Here is a 17,777-nt window from a genome sequence, read left to right as displayed (position 1 = left end):
GTGCAACACATGAAGTCCAACAACCCAGCCCAGTGGTTTCCGCCCTCGCAGCTGGCGTTTTATTTTGACCAAGGCGCTTGGTCGCGCGGCACCACGCTGTACCTGCAAGACAAGGTGCTGTCGTCCCAGCTGTCGCCTGACGGCGACGGCTGGCGTTTGCAAGGTCAGGTGCAAGGCAACGATGTGCAGCCCTATGCGGTCAATGCCGAACTGCGCGTGAGTGCCGGGGGCAATCTGGCCGAGTGGCGCAGTGGTTGCACTTGCCCGGTGGGGCGTTACTGCAAGCACGGCGCGGCTTTGGGCATTTTGGCCTCGATGCAAGGTCGGGCCCTGTTGAACGAGTGGGGCCCAGAAGGTCCTTCGCCCGAGCTTCGGGTGCGCCGCTCGCACATGGAAAAAGAGCGGGCGCTGAACCATGCTGAATACCAAGTGCGTGACTGGTTGACGCGTCTGGAAAACGCCAACGGCCCGGTCGCCAGTGCTCTGCTCGGCGGCACGCACGACCAGTTGGTCTACAGTTTGTCGGTGGTGCAGACGGCTTACAAGCCGGTGTTTCACCTGGCAGTGAAACGGGCCTCACAAAAACGCAATGGCGAATGGGCTAAGGCTAAAAAGCTGAGCCATGAACCGCCTGCGCACGACCCCATCTGGCAAACCAGCAGCCCCTTGGACCGAGATATTTTTGATTTGTTGAAGGCCTGTCCAGCTGCCAACAGCTTCAGCTCTTATGGTTTTCAAAGCGAGGTCAAACTGCACGGCATGCCCGGACAACTGCTCTTGAAGCTGTGCAGCCAAACCGGTCGTTTGGTGTCGGAGCAGGGCATCTCATTGCGCTGGCAAGACGCCAGCGAAGCTTTGGTCGGGGTGTGGCGCGAGGTCAAAGGCCAAGACCCTTTGCCCGATGGCTGGCAGTTGTGCATGCAGCCGCTTCGCCCGGGTGTGGTGTACGGCTTGAACCAGCCGCCTTTTTTCATGGACATGGTGCAAGGCCTTTGCGGTCCGCTGGACACGCAAGGTCTGAGCGTCAACGAGCTGCAGGTTTTGTCCCACTCACCCGTTTTGCCCGAGAGCGTGGCGTTCAAATTTCAAAACCAATTGCTCGAACGTTTGGGGCCGGTGCCTTTGCCACCCGTGATTCAGCAAATGCCCGAGATTCGAGGGGCCAAGCCCACGGCCGTGCTCGACATCGCGCCGGTGAGTGCCGATGAGCGGGATCTGTTGGGCCTGTTCACGGCCGAATTGAGTTTTGACTACGCAGGCCACCGTGGTTTTTGGCCGGGCACACAAAGCCGTGTCATGGTGGGGCAGGGCGCGCAAGCCCGCATGTTGCTGCGCGACCTGCAAAGCGAGGGCAGCACGTGGCAAGCACTTGAGGCACTGGGTCTGCTTGTTTTTGAAGAGAACACCCTGATTTTGCCGCCCGAGTTGCCCCGTTCGCAGCAGACTTGGATCGGTTGGCTGGAAACTGACTTTGCTGCCCTGCGCCAAGCAGGTTTGGACGTGCGGTTTGTGGCCGGCCCATCGCCTTGGCTGCGATACGCGGACGAAGTGCACATCGATTTGTCCAGCGACAAAGACGCGCCCGAGACCTCAGCGTGGTTTGATTTGTCTTTGGGCATGGACATCGACGGCCAACGCGTCAACATCTTGCCTTGGGTGCCCAGCATCTTGCAGACGCTGGCGCAACTGAGCAGCGCCAGCGCCGAGGGCGAAAAAACAGAGTTGCCGCCGTTTTTGTACCTGCCCGACCTGCAAGGCGAGGGCTTTGTGAAATTGCCCACCGCCAAAATGAAGCCTTGGCTGGCCACGCTCATGGAGCTGGTGGCAGAACGCGGGCGCGACTGGGGTGGCGATGAACTGCGCTTATCGCGCCTGGAGGCTTTGCGCACCGCCGCCTCTTTGGGCGAAGGCGTCGCCTGGGCCGGAGCCCACAGTTTGCATGCCTTGGTGCAGCAAATGCGCGGGCTTGACCACTTGCCCGAGGTGGCGCTGCCAGCCAGTCTGCAGGCCACTTTGCGGCCCTACCAGCACCAGGGCCTGAACTGGTTGCAGTTTTTGCGCACCCACCAGCTGGCCGGCATCTTGGCCGACGACATGGGCTTGGGCAAAACCTTGCAGACCTTGGCGCACATCCTGACCGAGAAAGAAGCCGGTCGCCTCACGCAACCGGCGCTCATCGTGGCCCCTGTGAGCCTGCTGGGCAATTGGCAACGCGAAGCGGCGCGCTTTTGCCCGAGTTTGAGCACCCACATCCACCACGGTTTGACGCGGCATGACAGCGCCCAAGATCTGAGCGGTTTTGACATCGTGCTCACGCCTTACTCTTTGTTGCACCGCGACCGCGAATTGTGGATGGCCACCCACTGGCACCTCCTGGTGCTGGACGAAGCGCAAAACATCAAAAACGCCACCACCCACGCAGCGCAAACCGTGGGCGACATCCCGGCGCGGCACCGCTTGTGCCTGTCGGGAACGCCCATGGAAAACCACCTGGGTGAGCTGTGGAGCCTGTTTCACTTTTTGATGCCTGGCTTTTTGGGCAGCCAAAAGCGCTTTGGCGAGTTGTTTCGCAACCCGATAGAACGTCAAGGCAACAGCGAGAAGATGGACCAGCTGCGCAAGCGCATCACGCCCTTCATGCTGCGCCGCACCAAGGACGTGGTGGCCAGCGAACTGCCGCCCAAGGTCGAGACCCTGATGCCCGTGCCCCTGCAGGGCAAGCAGGCCGACCTGTACGAAACCATCCGTTTGGGCATGGAAAAAACCGTGCGCGATGCTTTGAGTGCGCAAGGTTTGGCCAAGTCGCAAATCACCATTTTGGATGCACTGCTCAAGCTGCGCCAAGTGTGCTGCGACCCGCGCCTGCTCAAGTTGGGCGCGGCCAGTCAGGTCAAGCAATCGGCCAAGTTGGAGCAACTGCTGGACATGCTGCCCGAGATGGTGGCCGAGGGGCGCAAGATTTTGCTGTTCTCGCAGTTCACCCAAATGCTCAGCCTGATCGAGCAAGAGCTGCCGCGTCTGGGCATTCCCTGGGTCAAGCTGACGGGCCAAAGCAAAAACCGCGACGCCATCATCGACCAGTTCACCAGCGGGCAGGTGCCGCTCTTCCTTATCAGCCTCAAAGCCGGTGGCGTGGGCCTGAACCTGCCGCAGGCCGACACGGTGATCCATTACGACCCGTGGTGGAACCCCGCCGTGGAAAACCAAGCCACCGACCGGGCCCACCGCATTGGCCAAACCCAAAGCGTGTGGGTGCTCAAACTGGTGGCCCAAGGCACGATTGAAGAGCGCATGCTGGCCTTGCAAGCGCGCAAAGCGCAACTGGCGCAAGACATGTATTCGGGCGCGGTGCAGCGCAAAGAGCCGCTGTTTGGCGAGTCGGACTTGAAAGAGCTTTTCAAGCCCTTGGGCTGAGCGGGTGGGCATGATTGGGCGCTTGAAAACCCTGCCTGGCTTGGCTTTGGCCTGTGCTTTGGCTTTGGGTTCTTTGAGCGCCTGCAGCCCCGAGCCGCCTGTGCCCCTGCCAGCGACCGCCCCCCTGCCGGGTGCTTGGGCGTCCACCGATGCTTTCAGCCCCGAGGTGCAAGAAGCCGCCCGTTTTGCGGTGCAGACCTTTGCAGTGCAAAACAAGGCACGGGTACTTTACAAAGACGTGACCCAGGCACGCCAGCAAGTCGTGGCAGGTCTCAACTTTGAACTGCAACTCCAAGTGACGATGGATGGCACACCTCGTCAAGCCAAAGCCAAGGTGTGGCGACAACCCGATGGTGCTTATCGCCTTCATTCGTGGGACTGGTTGGACTGATGCAGCGCTTTACATGCGAGGTTTGATCGGTAATAATATTTTTATTACCCGGAGATGCCAGCATGACCACCACCGTCAAGTTACCAGACCCCCTTGAAAAATCCTTGCGCCAGCGTTGCGCCCAAGAAGGCCGCAGCATCAGCGAAGTCATGCGCGATGCGCTCACCGCTTACCTCGCCCAGCCAGCGGTCACCACATCGGCATTTGCACTGGGCGAGGGCGTTTTTGGGCGATTCAGCGGCCCGATGGATCTGGCCGAAACCCGCAAAAGCCAGTTGCTTGACGCTTGGGAGGACAAAAAGGGGCGACGGACATGAGTGCCGATCTGGCCACCCCCCCGCTGGCTTTGAGCGCGCAAGAACCGCATGCCCAGTTTTTGCGTCATCTGCCGGTGCAAGACGCCCTCATCGACAGCGGCCCCTTGTTGGCCTTGTTCAACCGCAGCGACAAATGGCATGCGCCCACCTTGGCCTGGCTGCAGGCCCACCCCCAAGTGCGCTTGCACAGCACCTGGCCGGTATTGACCGAGGTCTGCGCCTTGCTGGCCCGGCGCATCCACAACGCGGCGGCGCTGGACTTTTTGCAATGGGTGCAGCGCGGGGCGGTGCAGCTCGATGCGCCCATCGGTTGGAGCCTGACCAGCGTGCTGACCATCTGCCAGCGCTTTGCCGACTTGCCGCTGGACTTGGCGGACGCCTCAGTGGCCGAAGCCGCCGAACGCCTGGGCATTCGGCATGTGGTGTCGATAGACCGAGATTTCGACGTTTACCGCGATGGCAAGGGCCAAGCCCTGCAAAACCTCTTGCGCTGACGCGCTTTTGAACAGCTTGAAGAAAGACACCGAATGGCCGCCTCCAGTTTGCTGACCCTGATCGACGACATCGCCACCTTGCTCGACGATGTGGCCACCATGACCAAAGTGGCGGCGCGCCAAAGCGCCGCAGCGGCTGACGATGTGGCCGCCATGACAAAAATGGCCGCCAAAAAAACCGCAGGCGTGTTGGGCGACGACCTGGCCCTGAACGCCCAGCAGGTCTCAGGCGTTCAAGCCAACCGCGAATTGCCGGTGGTCTGGGCCGTGGCCAAAGGCTCGCTGCTCAACAAAGCCATCTTGGTGCCCACCGCCATGGCCTCAAGGGCTTGCGTTTGGACAGCGCGTTGGCGTCTTTTGGCTTCACTCATTTGGTGACCTCTGTAAATCCGTTGAAACTGGCTACCAGTCTAGCTTGCAGACGATTGGTGAGACTTCAACTGCCGGAAATAGGTTGATAGTGCTTGGATGGCGTAATTTGCATCTGCGGACCTTACAGAATTGGCAGGTGTTGCACTTCACTTTTGAATCTGCCAGGCAATAGGGTGAGGCTGCAACCAGAGCGTTTGGTTATGTATATACAATAGGGGGCGTAAATGAAGAACCTGGTCGTTTCTGAGGCCATCAAAATCAAGCTGCTAAAGAAGCATCAAGTGACCATCCGAGAAGTAGAACATTGCTTTTCTAACAGAGAGGGACGATTGCTTTATGACAACAGAGCATTGACCAAAACCAACCCACCCACTTTGTGGTTCATTGCCCTGACGAACCAGAATCGCAAGCTCAAAATTGCGTATATACAAAAAGGTGTTCAGGTGATACTCAAAACAGCTTATGAACCCAACGATGTGGAGTTGGCGATCTATGAGCGTTTTGGCATGGCTGCTTAAAGCGCTGTGCAACCAAGGAGATTTCAAATGACCAAAAAGATCAAAGATACAGAGCAAGCATGGGATGCCCGCACACTGGGTGCCGAAGTCGAATTTGTAGGTTTGGCCGATGCCAGCCACGAACAGGCTCTGGAAGATGCACTGGAGTTGCAGGCAATCTCGATCCGTTTGCCCAAAGACCTGATTCGCAACTACAAACTCATTGCAGAGTTTCACGGCGTGGGCTACCAGCCGCTGATGCGCGATGTGTTGCAGCGCTTTGTGCCTGCTGAACTCAAGCACATTCTGGAGACCCAAATCAAAGTAGCCAAAACCAAACAGCAGCCTGCATTGATCCCTGAGCGTAAAGCGGCTTGATTTCGTGATCGAAGACCAACTCGAACAAGAAGCTCAGGGCTGGCTGGCCTCGGTTGGCTACAAGCCGCTCAATGTCGCCGTTACCAAAACCGCAGCATCGAAACCGCGCAGGTCATGGAAGAGCTGATCGCCATGGCCAAGAAGTTCCGCGAGGCGGCCAGCTGTGGCGAGCAGCTGGGCCTGCACGACGATGAGGTGAAGTTCTACGACGCACTGGCCAACAACAAGCCAGCCATACGCGAATTGCAAGACGAAACACTGAAGACAATCGTGCAAGAGCTCACGCAGAGCTTGCGCGACAACCTGACGGTGGATTGGTCAGAGCGCGAAAGTGTGAGGGCCAAGCTTCGCTTGATGGTCAAGCGGATTTTGAAGAAATACAAATACCCGCCCGATCAGGCCGATAACGCAGTGGAGTTGGTGTTGGAGCAGGCCCAGAACTTGGGCGAAGAGTGGGGCAGTTGATACCCAGCCCTCAGTGCAAACCCACCACAGGCCGTGATTTGTAGAACTGCACCGGGCTTTCGGGCACGGCGTTGAGCACAGCCTTTTTGATTTTGCCGACCACGTGCATCTCGCAAGGTTTGCAGTCAAAACGCAGGGTGAGTTTTTCTTTGCCGTTGATGAGTTGCATGGGCTCGGCTTTGACGGTGCCTTGAACGCCGGTCACACCTTTGGCCTGTTTGGGGCAGAGGCTGAGGCTAAAGCGCACGCAGTGCTTGGTGATCATCAGGCTGACTTCGCCCAATTCCTCTTGGCTTTCGTAGGCCGCATCGATGACCTTGACACCGTGTTGCGCATAAAAGTCGCGGGCCTTTTGGTTGAACACGTTGGCCAAATACGTCAAGGTGTCTTCGGGGTAGGGCGCGGGCGGGTCGATGGGCACGGCACGCGGCAAGCGGTGCAGGCCTTCGGCACGGGCCGCTTCGAGGGCCTGCACGGCGTCGCGGCGCAGGGCGTTCAGTTGTGAGGGCGGCACAAACCAGGGGCGGCCCGGGGCCAGTTGCACGTCGATGGCCTCAAACAAGGTGTCGCCCAGTTTGCCCAAGGCGGTTTGGAGTTTGTCCTCGGCTTGGGGGCTGTCTTTGGGCGCTTGCCAGGCGATGTTCATTTGGGCTGTGCCGGTGTGGCCGACTTCGTCGGTCAGCGTCAGTTGCAGGCCTTCGCCCTGGTCACCTTGGATTTCGGCCAGCTGCATCCAGACGCCCATGCGGCGCTCGGCCGACTTTTTGTCCAGCGTGCGCACCCAGCGCATGTCGCGGTTGCGGTTGACCTGCACGCCTTGGCGCAGGTCTTTGAAACCGCCCATCGGGTCTTTGGGGAACAAGTGCCAAACCCCTTTGGCTTTTTGCGCCTCGGCGCGGTTGATTTGCAGGCCCACCAATTCCTTTTGCAGGTCGTAATAACAAAGCCCGTCGCCGTTGTGCAGCTCGCAGGCAGGGTCGTCGGTGGTGATCTCGACGTGTTCGGGCGTTATTTTGCTGACCCAGCCAATCGGCTGGCCCGGGTTTTTGGGCGTGTCGAAAGCGCCGATGTCTTCTTTGCGGCCTTGCACAAAGTAGTCGGTGAACTCGCGGTTGAAGTTCTGGTTCGGATCGGGCTCGAAGCTGAAGGTGCTGCGGCCGTGCGAGGCGGCAGCCAACTCGGGGCGCTCAGAAAGCACTTCATCCATCAGCTTGCGGTAGTGGGCCGTGATGTTTTTCACATAGGCCATGTCTTTGTAGCGGCCTTCGATCTTGAAGCTGCGTATGCCCGCATCCACCAAGGCGCGCAGGTTCTCGCTTTGGTTGTTGTCTTTCATGCTGAGCACGTGTTTGTCGTGTGCCACGATGCGGCCTTGTGCGTCTTTGACTTCGTAGGGCAGGCGGCAAGCCTGTGAGCAGTCGCCCCGGTTGGCGCTGCGCCCGGTGTGCGCATGGCTGATGAAGCATTGGCCGCTGTAGGCCACGCACAAAGCGCCATGGACAAAAAATTCAATCACCGTGCGTTCGGTGTCGATCACGTCACGGATGGCGCTGATTTGCGGCAGCGTCAGTTCGCGGGCCAAGACAATTTGGCTCAAGCCTGCGTCTTGCAGGAACTTGGCTTTTTCGGGGGTGCGGATGTCGGTTTGGGTGCTGGCGTGCAGCTGTATCGGTGGCATGTCGATTTGCAGCAAGCCCATGTCTTGGATGATCAGCGCGTCCACGCCGGCGTCGTACAACTGCCAGGCCAGTTGGCGGGCTGCTTCCAGTTCGTCGTCGCGCAAGATGGTGTTGAGCGTGACAAAAATGCGGCTGTGAAAGCGGTGGGCATGTTGCACCAGCTTGGCAATGTCTTGCACCGAGTTGTCGGCTGTGGACCGTGCCCCAAAAGAGGGGCCGCCAATGTAGACCGCGTCCGCCCCGTGGTTGATGGCTTCGATGCCGATGTCGAAGGTGCGGGCGGGGGCGAGGAGTTCGAGTTGGTGAGGCTGCATGGCTTGGGATTATCCCAGCTTGCGAAGTTGCTCACTCTGGCAGACACGCAGCGCTGGGCTTGCGTCAGCGGTTTGGGGTGATGTGGCAAAGCCAAACGCCTCTGATTCCCGGCCCGTGGCTGCACAGCCAGAGTGAAGCTCAGACATTGCAAATGCATGAAAAAACGCGACCGAGGTCGCGTTTTTTCAGGCGGTCAGATGCAGATCACTGGATCTTGGCTTTTTTGATCAGACCTTCTTGGAAGGTGCTGAGTTTTTGCTGCTCAAGCTGTTGAGAAATCTGCGGCTTGACTTCGTCCAGCTTGGGCAACTGGGCTTCGCGCACGTCGTCCATGCGAATGATGTGAAAGCCAAACTGGCTTTTGACTGGCGCGTCGGTCATTTGACCTTTGGCCAGCTTGACCATGGCGTTCGAAAAATCGGGCACATAGCTGTCTGCCGCCGCCCAATCCAAATCACCGCCGTTGGCACCAGAGCCTGGATCTTTCGAGGCTTTTTTGGCCAAGTCTTCAAAGTTGCCGCCTTTTTTGATGTCGGCAATCAGGGCTTTGGCCTCGTCTTCCTTTTCAACCAAGATGTGGCGCGCACGGTATTCTTTGCCCCCATTGGCGGCTACAAATTTATCGTACTCGGCTTTGATCTCGGCATCGGTCACCGGGTTTTTCTTTTGAAATTCGGTACGCAGCTGGTTGATCAAAATCGATTGACGGGCCAATTCGATCTGGGTTTTGAAGTCGTCAGAGGCGTCGAGGCCGCGCTTTTTGGCTTCTTGCATGAAGACTTCGCGGGCGATCACCTGCTCTTTGATTTGCGCCAAAATTTCAGGCGTGACCGGACGACCCGAGGCCTCGACTTGCTGTTGCAGCGCTTTGACACGCGAAGAGGGCACGGGCTTGCCATTGACCACAGCCAGGTTTTGCGCCAGGACGGGGGCTGCGAGCAGGGCCACCAAAGCGGCGCTGAGCATTTGTTTTTTCATCGTTTTTTCCTCAATGACTTGGGGTCAGGATTAAATTTAAGGTTTAAAAAAAGGGCTGCCACCGGCGGTGCAGCCCGGGTTCAGATCAGCTCGATGGCCAAGGCGTGCAAGCCTTGGTCAATGAAATCTTGCAGCGCATCATACACAAGGCGGTGGCGCTGAACGCGACCGAGTCCTGCAAACAAAGGAGAGGCTATGCATACCCGCATGTGGGTGCCCAGGCCGCTGTCGTTGGCACCCACATGACCGGCATGCTGGGCGCTTTCGTCGGTGACACGCAGCTCAGTGGGCAGCAAACGTTCCACCAGGCGGGCATGGATTTGCGCGCTCAAAGGCAAGGAAACCGTGTTCATTTTTTATCGACCTGTGCAGCAGCGTCATCGTCTTTGGGTAAGTGGCGCGAGACGTAAATGCCTTGAAGCAAGATGAACACCAAGGGAAACGCATAACCCCAGAGTTTGAAGTTGACCCAAGCTTCGGTGCTGAAGTAGTGCGCTACGTAGGCATTGATGCTGGCCATGAACAGGAAATAAAGCATCCAAGAGAGGTTCAGCCGGTTCCAAACCGGTGCGGGCAGTTGCAATTGTTGGCCCAACAGCAGATGCAAAAAGTTCTTTTTCATCCACCAATGGGCAATCGCCAAAGCCATGGCCAAGCCCGTGTAAAGCAACGTGGGCTTCCATTTGATGAAGCGTTCGTCTTGCAGGACCAAAGTGAGGGCACCAAAACCCACCACCAGCAGCAGCGTGATCTTGTGCAGGGTCTGCAGCTTGCCATCTATTTTGTAAATGATGGCGGTTTGCAGCACGGTGGCCCCCATCAGCACCGCTGTGGCGGTGTAGATGTCGGCCATCTTGTAAGCGCCAAAAAACAGCAGTATGGGGAAAAAGTCGAGGATAAGTTTCATGAATGAGGTGGATTGGCCGCTGAGGAGCCAGCGGCCCTGGGCTGTCAAGAAGCTTCGAAGTCTAACGAAGCGGAGTTCATGCAGTAACGCAGGCCGGTGGGCGCGGGTCCGTCTTCAAACACATGGCCCAAGTGCGCGCCGCACTGGGCGCACACGGTCTCCACCCGGCGCATGCCGTGGCTGATGTCCACGCGCTCTTCGATCGCGCCTTCGGACGAGGCCTGTGAAAAGCTGGGCCAGCCACAACCGGCGTCAAATTTGGTGTCCGAGGCGAACAATTCAGCCGCGCAGCAGATGCAGCGGTAACGGCCCGGGGCCCAATGGCCTTCGTATTTGCCGGTGAAGGGGCGCTCGGTGGCGGCTTGGCGGGTGACGGCATAGGCCACAGGTTCGGCGTTTTTGGCAGCCAACAGTTCGCGCCATTCGGAGTCGGTTTTGGTGATTTTGCTCATGATGAACAGCTGATTTCAAGTTGACCCGCCCAGTCGGGCGGCAAGTCGGCATAGGCCTGCATGCCCGGATGCTCGTCAAAAGGTGACTGTAGCAAGTTATACAGGGTCTCTATTTCAGAAAAATCGCCCGCTTGGGCCTGGCGAATCGCGGTTTCGGCCAGGTGGTTGCGCAGCACAAACTTGGGATTGGTGCGCAGCATCTGCTGGCCCATGGCAGGCCATTGGGCCAGGTCGGTGCGCTCGGCATAACGTGCCAACCAGGCCTGCCAGCGGGCGCGGTCGATGAACAAGTCGTCCATGGACTGCCACGCTTCGCTCGCAGTGACGGGGAATTTGCTGGCAGTGACGGGAAATTCACTCGCAGTGACGGTAACTTCGCTGGCAGTGACGGTAGCCTCGCTCGCAGTGACGGGAAATTCGCTCGCAGTGACTGGAAATTCACTCGCAGTGACGGTAGCTTCGCTCGCAGTGACGGAAACTTCGCTCGCAGTGACGGGCAATTCGGGATCCGTCATCGCGAGCGAAGCGTGGCGATCCATGTTGGCCTTGCCGGCCGCCACCGCCTGAGAAAAGCGACGCCAAAACAAGGTGTAATCTGTGCGCTCAGAGGCCAAAATTTGCATCAGGTCTTCGACCAGGGTCCAGTCTGCCTCGCGCTCGGACTCCGGTGCCAATGCCCCGGTCAGGCCCAGTTTGGCCCGCATCGCATCTCCCAAAAAGCGCGGAAACTGGCTCTTGTAGCCTTCGAGCACCTGCAGCGTCAGCTCTTGGTCGTCAATCAACGGCGCCAGGGCCTGGGCCAGGCAGTACAAATTCCAGTACGCCACATTCGGCTGGCGGCCATAGGCATAGCGGCCTTGGTGGTCGGAGTGGTTGCAGATGTGGCCGGGGTCAAAGCCGTCCAAAAATTGGAAAGGGCCGAAGTCGATGGTCAAGCCCAGCAGGCTCATGTTGTCGGTGTTCATCACGCCGTGGCAAAAGCCCACGGCCTGCCACTGGGCCAGCAGTCGGGCGGTGCGCTCTTGCACCACATCCAGCAAGGCTGCGTACACATTGCCTTGCCACAAGCCTGCGCGCGCCAAGCATTCGGGCAAGTGGTGCTCGATGACGTGGTCGGCCAGGGTGCGCAAGCTGGCCACGTCGCCTTGGGCCGAAAAATGCTCAAAGTGACCAAAGCGCAAAAAGCTGGGGGCCACGCGGGTCACCACGGCGGCGCTTTCCAGGGTCTCGCGCCGCACGGGCTCTGGTGAGGCCACCAGGCACAGCGCCCGCGTGGTTGGAATGCCCAGACCGTGCATGGCTTCGCTGCACAGGTACTCGCGGATGCTGGAGCGCAGCACGGCGCGGCCGTCGCCGCCGCGCGAGTAGGGCGTGCGGCCCGCGCCTTTGAGTTGTATCTCTTGCGGGCCTTGGGCGGATTGGGCCTCACCCAGCCAAATGGCCCGTCCATCGCCCAGTTGGCCGGCCCATTGGCCAAACTGGTGACCGCTGTACACCGTGGCCAAGGCCTCAGAGCCCGCCATCAGTGCGTTGCCTGCAAAGGCTTGCAAGTGCGCGGTGTCGAACAGCGCCTCAGGCCAACCGAGTTCGGTGCGCAAGCGTTCATTGCGGGCTGCCCAGCGGGGCGCGGCCACGGGTGTGGGCTGCAAGGCGGTGTAAAAGCGGGGGCCCAACTGGGTCAGGCGGTGGGTCCAGTCCAGCAGGGGCATGTCCTTGAGCTGAGGGTCTGGGACGATGGAGGGGGCAGCGGATGGATCAAAGGGCATGGCGCTGATTGTCACGCCCTTGACAAGCACCCGGGGTTTGACGGGGTTTTGAATGATTTATGTCCAGGGGTGGGTGATGGAGGGGCCAAAGGCAAGCGCTTGGCGGTGCACAATGTGCCGCTTGAGACACCCCTACAACCAGGAGACCACCCCATGCTGGGACTGATGCAACAGCCATCGCTGCTGATTTCTTCTTTGATCGAATTTGCCGAAAAGCACCACGGCGACAGCGAGGTCATCTCGCGCCGAGTGGAGGGCGACATCCACCGCAGCGATTGGGCCCAGGTGGCACGCCGCTCGCGCCAGGTGGCCAACGCGCTGGATGGCCAAAACATCCCGCAGGGTGCGCGCATCGCCACTTTGGCTTGGAACGGTTACCGCCACTTGGAGCTGTACTTTGGCGTGAGCGGCTCGGGCCGCGTGTTGCACACCCTCAATCCCCGCCTGCACCCTGAGCAAATGGCCTGGATCGCCAACCACGCCGAAGACCAGGTGCTGTGTTTTGACATGACGTTTTTGCCCTTGGTTCAAGCCCTGCACGCGCACTGCAAAACAGTCACCCACTATGTGGCGCTGTGCGATGCGGACAAGCTGCCCGCCGACACCGGCATCCCCAACTTGGTCAGTTACGAGGCCTGGATGGGCCGGCAAGCCAACACCTACCTCTGGCCACAACTCGACGAAAACACCGCCTGCAGCCTTTGCTACACCAGCGGCACCACAGGCAACCCCAAGGGCGCTTTGTACAGCCACCGCTCCACCGTGCTGCACGCTTACGCGGCTGCCTTGCCTGACTCCATGTGCATTTCGGCGCGCGATGCCATCTTGCCGGTGGTGCCCATGTTCCACGTCAACGCCTGGGGCATTCCCTACAGCGCGGCCATGGCCGGGTCCAAATTGGTGTTTCCCGGCCCGGCCTTGGACGGCAAATCGGTGTACGAGTTGATCGAAGCCGAAGGCGTGACCTTTGCCGCCGGTGTGCCCACCGTGTGGCAAATGTTGCTGGGCCACATGATGCCTGCAGGCCTGAAGTTCAGCACCCTCAACCGCACCGTGATTGGCGGCTCGGCCTGCCCGCCGGCCATGATCGACGCCTTCCGGCAAAACTACAAGGTGGATGTGTTGCACGCCTGGGGCATGACCGAGCTCAGCCCCTTAGGCACTGTGTGCACCCTGAAAAACAAGCACCTGAGCCTGCCCGCAGAACAGCAGATGAAGCTGCGCATGAAGCAAGGCCGCTGCATTTTCGGCATCGACATGAAGATCGTCGATGCCCAAGGCACGAGCCTGCCGCACGATGGCCAGTCGGCAGGCGACCTGTTGGTGCAAGGCCCCTGGGTGATTGCCTCTTATTACAAACAAGAAGGTGGCAGCCCCTTGGTGGATGGCTGGTTCCCCACCGGCGATGTGGCCACCATCGACGCCGATGGTTTCATGCAGATCACCGACCGCAGCAAGGACGTGATCAAGTCGGGGGGCGAGTGGATCAGCTCCATCGACATTGAAAACATCGCCATGGCGCACCCGGCGGTGGCGATGGCCGCCTGCATCGGCATGCGCCACCCCAAGTGGGACGAGCGGCCCATTGTGTGCGTGGTCACCAAGCCTGGTGCACAGCTCAGCCGAGACGACTTGCTGGCTTTTTACGAAGGTAAAACCGCCAAGTGGCAGATCCCGGATGACGTGGTGTTTGTTGACGCCATTCCTTTGGGTGGCACCGGCAAGATGCTCAAAACCCGTCTGCGCGAGCAGCTGGCCGCTTACGTCTTGCCCGGCTTGTGAGGCCTACCCCGCCCGCGCACTACAGAGTTGCTTGCGCCAAGTCGCACGGGTGATACGCCTTAGGTGCAAACCCCGAGCCCATTCGCCATTTCAGCGGTTACGCTGATAAGGTTCCAATTCACTATGCTGGAGATCCTTGAATGAAAACCACCACCCGTTTGATTGCCGCCGCCGCACTGGCCGCTTGTTCTTTGGGCGCCTACGCGCAAAAGGGCGAGACCGTCAAAATTGCCTGGATTGACCCGCTGTCGGGCCTGATGGCACCCGTGGGCAGCAACCAGCTCAAGAGCTTCCAATTCTTTGCCGAAAAATTCAGCAAGACCAACCCAGCCGGTGTCAAGTTCGAGGTCATTGGCATTGACAACAAACTGAGCCCTGCGGAAAGCCTGAACGCCCTGAAGGCCGCCATGGACCAAGGCGTGCGCTACATCACCCAAGGCAATGGCTCATCTGTTGCGGGTGCCCTGATCGAGGCTGTCAACAAGCACAACGAGCGCAACCCCGGCAAGGAAATCATCTTTTTAAACCACTCGGCAGTGGACCCCGACTTCACCAACAGCAAGTGCAGCTACTGGCACTTCCGTTTTGACGCTGACACCTCCATGAAGATGGAGGCCATGACCACGTTCATGAAGGACCAAAAAGACATCAAGAATGTCTACCTGCTCAACCAAAACTACTCGCACGGCCACCAAGTGGTGCGTTTTGCCAAGGAAAACTTCGCGCGCAAGATGCCGAACGTGAAGATTGTGGGTGAAGACCTGCACCCCTTGGCCCAGGTGCGTGATTTCGCCCCCTACATCGCCAAGATCAAGGCCTCGGGTGCCGACACCGTGATCACGGGTAACTGGGGCTCTGACTTGGCTTTGCTGGTCAAGGCCGCCAACGAAGGCGGCTACACTGGCAAGTTCTACACCTATTACACTGGTGTGACCGGGACGCCCACTGCACTGGGCCAAGGCGGTGCAGGCCGCGTGTTTCAAATCTCGTACAACCACTACAACATGGGTGGCGAGATGGGCAAATGGATGGCCGAATTCAAAACCAAGTTCAACGACGATTTCTACACCGGCTCGGTGATTTCAATTTACAGCGCTTTGGGCGCTGCAATGGCCAAGGCCAAGTCGACCGACCCGGTCAAAGTGGCTGCGGCCCTCTCGGGTTTGACCTTCAACAGTTACCACGGTGAGGTGCAAATGCGCAAGACCGATCACCAACTGCAGCAGCCTTTGTGGATGAATGTCTGGCAAAAGGCGGACAAGAAGTTCCCTTACAGCCCAGAGAACACCGGCATGACTTTGGCCCCGGTCAAGGACTATCCGTCGTACATCTCCAGCACCCCCACCAGCTGCCAGATGAAGCGGCCTGCTTAAACCCCTGCACCCATCAGCTCGGGAGGGCCTGATGGGTAAGCTGTGGCAGGGTCATGGCCCGATCAACCGCAGGTTCATCGGGTTTTTTTAATGGTTTGTGCTTGCACTGTGGTGGTGTCCGAGCTGGCTAACCAAGCCAATACCAGTCATGCAGTTAGGCCCTGGGTGGGTCTGGAAAGTTTTTATGGAGTTTTTCATCATCTCCATGCTCAACGGCCTCAGTTATGGGCTGTTGTTGTTCATGCTCAGCTCCGGTTTGACGCTGATTTTCAGCATGATGGGCGTGCTCAATTTTGCCCACGCCAGTTTTTACATGGTGGGTGCCTATTTTGGTTACACCCTATCACAATGGGTGGGTTTTTGGCCCGCGCTGCTCATTGCCCCGCTTTTGGTCGGGGCCTGTGGTGCCGTGTTTGAGCGCCTGACGCTGCGCAAGGTCCACCCTTTTGGCCATGTGCCCGAATTGTTGGTCACCTTTGGTTTGTCCTATGTGTTGTTGGAGCTGGTCCAACTGGTATGGGGCCGCACCGCAGTGGATTTTCCGCCGCCCGAGGTGTTGCGCAGTTCGGCCTTCACCTTGATCAACCATTCGGTCGACGGCCTGAGTTTCGTTTGGGGCAAAGCCCCTGCTGAGATGTGCAGCGCAGCCGACGCAAGCATTCGCTTGGTGTGCTCGACCTTTCCCGCCACCCGGGGTTTCATGATGCTGGTGGCGCTGTTCATGCTCTTGTCTTTGTGGCTCTTGCTCACCCGCACCCGCATCGGCTTGGTCATCCAAGCCGCTTTGACCCATCCGGAAATGGTCGAGTCATTGGGTCACAACGTGCCCCGCGTGTTCATGCTGGTGTTTGGCGCTGGCACCGGCTTGGCCGGTTTGGCGGGCGTGATTGGGGGCAGCACTTTCGTGACCGAGCCGGCCATGGCCGCCACCGTGGGCTCGGTGATTTTTGTGGTGGTCGTGGTGGGCGGCATGGGCTCTTTGTCTGGGGCCTTTTTGGCGTCGATCTTGATCGGTGTGATCCAGACCTTTGCGGTGGCCATTGACTACTCCTTCCTCACCTTGGCCAAAGACATGGGCTGGGCCTTGTCGGCCGCCACCCAGGACAACTCGTTTGCCAAGCTCACCTTGTCGCAGGTTGCGCCCATCTTGCCGTACCTGTTCTTGGTGCTGATTTTGATTTTCCGACCCAAGGGTCTTTTGGGCACTCGCGAGACTTGAAACCATGGCCGCTGTTTACACATTCAAACCCTACAACGTCGGTCGCTGGGTCATCTGGAGCCTGTTTGCTTTGGTGCTGGCGATCTCACCGCTGGTTTTTACCAACAATCTGTCGATCACCATGTTGGCGCAGATGGGCATTGCCATCATCGCTTGTCTGTCCTACAACATCTTGCTTGGGCAAGGCGGCATGCTCAGCTTTGGCCATGCGGTCTACACGGGCCTGGGCTCTTACATGGCCATCCACGCACTCAATGCCGTGAGCGCTGGCAAGCTGCACATCCCGGTCAGCTTGCTGCCCATCGTGGGTGGTTTGACCGGTATGGGTTTTGCGATTTTGCTGGGCTGGGTCACCACCCGCAAATCTGGCACCACGTTTGCCATGATCACTTTGGGCGTGGCCGAGTTGGTGTTCGCCATGTCGCTGATGTTTTCCGAGTTTTTTGGGGGCGAGGCGGGCGTCTCTGGCGACCGCGTGGTGGGGGAGTCCTTTTTTGGCATCACTTATGCGCCCCAAATTCAGGTGTATTACCTGATCGCCGTTTACACCTTTGTGTGTGTGGCCTTGATGTACGCCTTCACCCAAACGCCACTGGGACGCATTTTGAATGCCGTGCGCGACAACCCCGAGCGGGTCGAGTTCATTGGCTACAACACCCAGCGGGTGCGCTATATGGCCTTCATCATCTCGGGCTTTTTTGCGGGCATTGCAGGCGGTTTGGCGGCGCTCAATTTTGAGATCGTCACAGCCGAAGTGGTGGGGGCCGCGCGCTCGGGTGCCTATTTGCTCTTCACCTTTTTGGGCGGGGCCACGTTTTTCTTTGGCCCCATCATCGGTGCGGTGCTGATGATCATTGCCTTTGTCTTGCTGTCCGAGTTGACCAAGGCTTGGTTGTTGTACTTGGGGCTGGTCTTTTTGTTCATGGTGATGTATGCACCTGGCGGCATCGCCAGTTTGATCATGATGAACCTGCGCGT

The 17,777-nt window shown here is 58.8% G+C and carries 17 protein-coding genes and 2 pseudogenes; 13 read left to right on the top strand and 6 right to left on the bottom strand.

All coding sequences use genetic code 11. The annotated features are described in order from the left end of the window. Positions 1–9 precede the first annotated feature (9 nt). From ACIQ39_RS03670 to ACIQ39_RS03630, 9 genes and pseudogenes are all read left to right on the top strand, one after another. Positions 10–3,414 (top strand): SNF2-related protein, encoded by a 3,405-nt coding sequence (locus ACIQ39_RS03670; protein ID WP_396433258.1) that lies wholly within the window; start codon positions 10–12, stop codon positions 3,412–3,414. Positions 3,415–3,436: 22 nt separating this feature from the next. Further along, complete coding sequence (locus tag ACIQ39_RS03665) at positions 3,437–3,805, top strand: cystatin domain-containing protein (protein WP_396433257.1); 369 nt, start codon at positions 3,437–3,439, stop codon at positions 3,803–3,805. 62 nt (positions 3,806–3,867) lie between these two features. Beyond that, the gene (locus tag ACIQ39_RS03660; protein ID WP_396433256.1) at positions 3,868–4,122 is read left to right on the top strand and encodes a ribbon-helix-helix protein, CopG family; all 255 of its coding nucleotides are present in this window, start codon (positions 3,868–3,870) and stop codon (positions 4,120–4,122) included. Next, positions 4,119–4,616 (top strand): type II toxin-antitoxin system VapC family toxin, encoded by a 498-nt coding sequence (locus ACIQ39_RS03655; RefSeq protein ID WP_396433255.1) that lies wholly within the window; start codon positions 4,119–4,121, stop codon positions 4,614–4,616. Before ACIQ39_RS03660 ends, ACIQ39_RS03655 begins: the two co-directional genes overlap by 4 nt. A 33-nt stretch (positions 4,617–4,649) precedes the next feature. Further along, positions 4,650–4,934, top strand: a pseudogene (locus tag ACIQ39_RS03650) (DUF808 family protein); the annotation flags it as partial. Positions 4,935–5,212: 278 nt separating this feature from the next. After that, positions 5,213–5,506, top strand: coding sequence for an ADP-ribosyl-(dinitrogen reductase) hydrolase (locus tag ACIQ39_RS03645; RefSeq protein WP_396433254.1), 294 nt, complete (start codon positions 5,213–5,215; stop codon positions 5,504–5,506). A gap of 27 nt (positions 5,507–5,533) precedes the next feature. Further along, positions 5,534–5,863 (top strand): hypothetical protein, encoded by a 330-nt coding sequence (locus tag ACIQ39_RS03640; protein ID WP_396433253.1) that lies wholly within the window; start codon positions 5,534–5,536, stop codon positions 5,861–5,863. A 4-nt stretch (positions 5,864–5,867) separates the two neighbouring features. Next, a complete protein-coding gene (locus tag ACIQ39_RS03635; protein ID WP_396433252.1) occupies positions 5,868–5,990 on the top strand; it encodes a hypothetical protein in 123 nt (40 codons plus the stop codon). Then, positions 5,939–6,328 (top strand): annotated as a pseudogene (locus tag ACIQ39_RS03630) (type I restriction enzyme endonuclease domain-containing protein); the annotation flags it as partial. The gene ACIQ39_RS03635 and the pseudogene ACIQ39_RS03630, both read left to right, overlap by 52 nt. Positions 6,329–6,338: 10 nt before the next feature. Here the strand turns inward: ACIQ39_RS03630 and ACIQ39_RS03625 are convergent. From ACIQ39_RS03625 to ACIQ39_RS03600, 6 genes are all read right to left on the bottom strand, one after another. Continuing rightward, positions 6,339–8,321 carry a U32 family peptidase gene (locus ACIQ39_RS03625; protein ID WP_396433251.1) on the bottom strand — a complete coding sequence of 661 codons (1,983 nt, stop codon included), beginning with the start codon at positions 8,319–8,321 and terminating at the stop codon, positions 6,339–6,341. Positions 8,322–8,526: 205 nt separating this feature from the next. After that, positions 8,527–9,300, bottom strand: a complete 774-nt coding sequence (locus tag ACIQ39_RS03620; RefSeq protein ID WP_396433250.1) for a peptidylprolyl isomerase — start codon at positions 9,298–9,300, stop codon at positions 8,527–8,529. Positions 9,301–9,380: 80 nt separating this feature from the next. Next, positions 9,381–9,653: a BolA family protein gene (locus tag ACIQ39_RS03615; RefSeq protein WP_396433249.1), complete on the bottom strand. Its 273-nt coding sequence runs from the start codon at positions 9,651–9,653 to the stop codon at positions 9,381–9,383. Further along, complete coding sequence (locus tag ACIQ39_RS03610) at positions 9,650–10,207, bottom strand: septation protein A (RefSeq protein WP_396433248.1); 558 nt, start codon at positions 10,205–10,207, stop codon at positions 9,650–9,652. Before ACIQ39_RS03610 ends, ACIQ39_RS03615 begins: the two co-directional genes overlap by 4 nt. A 44-nt stretch (positions 10,208–10,251) precedes the next feature. After that, a complete protein-coding gene (gene msrB, locus ACIQ39_RS03605; protein ID WP_396433247.1) occupies positions 10,252–10,659 on the bottom strand; it encodes a peptide-methionine (R)-S-oxide reductase MsrB in 408 nt (135 codons plus the stop codon). After that, positions 10,656–12,368, bottom strand: a complete 1,713-nt coding sequence (locus tag ACIQ39_RS03600; RefSeq protein ID WP_396433280.1) for a YdiU family protein — start codon at positions 12,366–12,368, stop codon at positions 10,656–10,658. Before ACIQ39_RS03600 ends, msrB begins: the two co-directional genes overlap by 4 nt. 210 nt (positions 12,369–12,578) lie before the next feature. Between ACIQ39_RS03600 and ACIQ39_RS03595 the strand changes: the two genes are divergently transcribed. The 4 genes from ACIQ39_RS03595 to ACIQ39_RS03580 all read left to right on the top strand — a co-directional run. Then, a complete protein-coding gene (locus tag ACIQ39_RS03595; protein ID WP_396433246.1) occupies positions 12,579–14,207 on the top strand; it encodes a 3-(methylthio)propionyl-CoA ligase in 1,629 nt (542 codons plus the stop codon). Between the two features lie 140 nt (positions 14,208–14,347). Then, complete coding sequence (locus tag ACIQ39_RS03590) at positions 14,348–15,580, top strand: branched-chain amino acid ABC transporter substrate-binding protein (RefSeq protein WP_396433245.1); 1,233 nt, start codon at positions 14,348–14,350, stop codon at positions 15,578–15,580. A gap of 184 nt (positions 15,581–15,764) precedes the next feature. After that, complete coding sequence (locus ACIQ39_RS03585) at positions 15,765–16,799, top strand: branched-chain amino acid ABC transporter permease (protein ID WP_396433244.1); 1,035 nt, start codon at positions 15,765–15,767, stop codon at positions 16,797–16,799. A 4-nt stretch (positions 16,800–16,803) separates the two neighbouring features. Further along, on the top strand, positions 16,804–17,777 hold a 974-nt coding region (locus ACIQ39_RS03580), incomplete at its 3' end, for a branched-chain amino acid ABC transporter permease (RefSeq protein WP_396433243.1).

The organism is Limnohabitans sp., assembly GCF_044361645.1.
Taxonomy (GTDB): domain Bacteria; phylum Pseudomonadota; class Gammaproteobacteria; order Burkholderiales; family Burkholderiaceae_C; genus Limnohabitans_A.
This window is presented reverse-complemented; position numbering and strand designations above follow the sequence as displayed.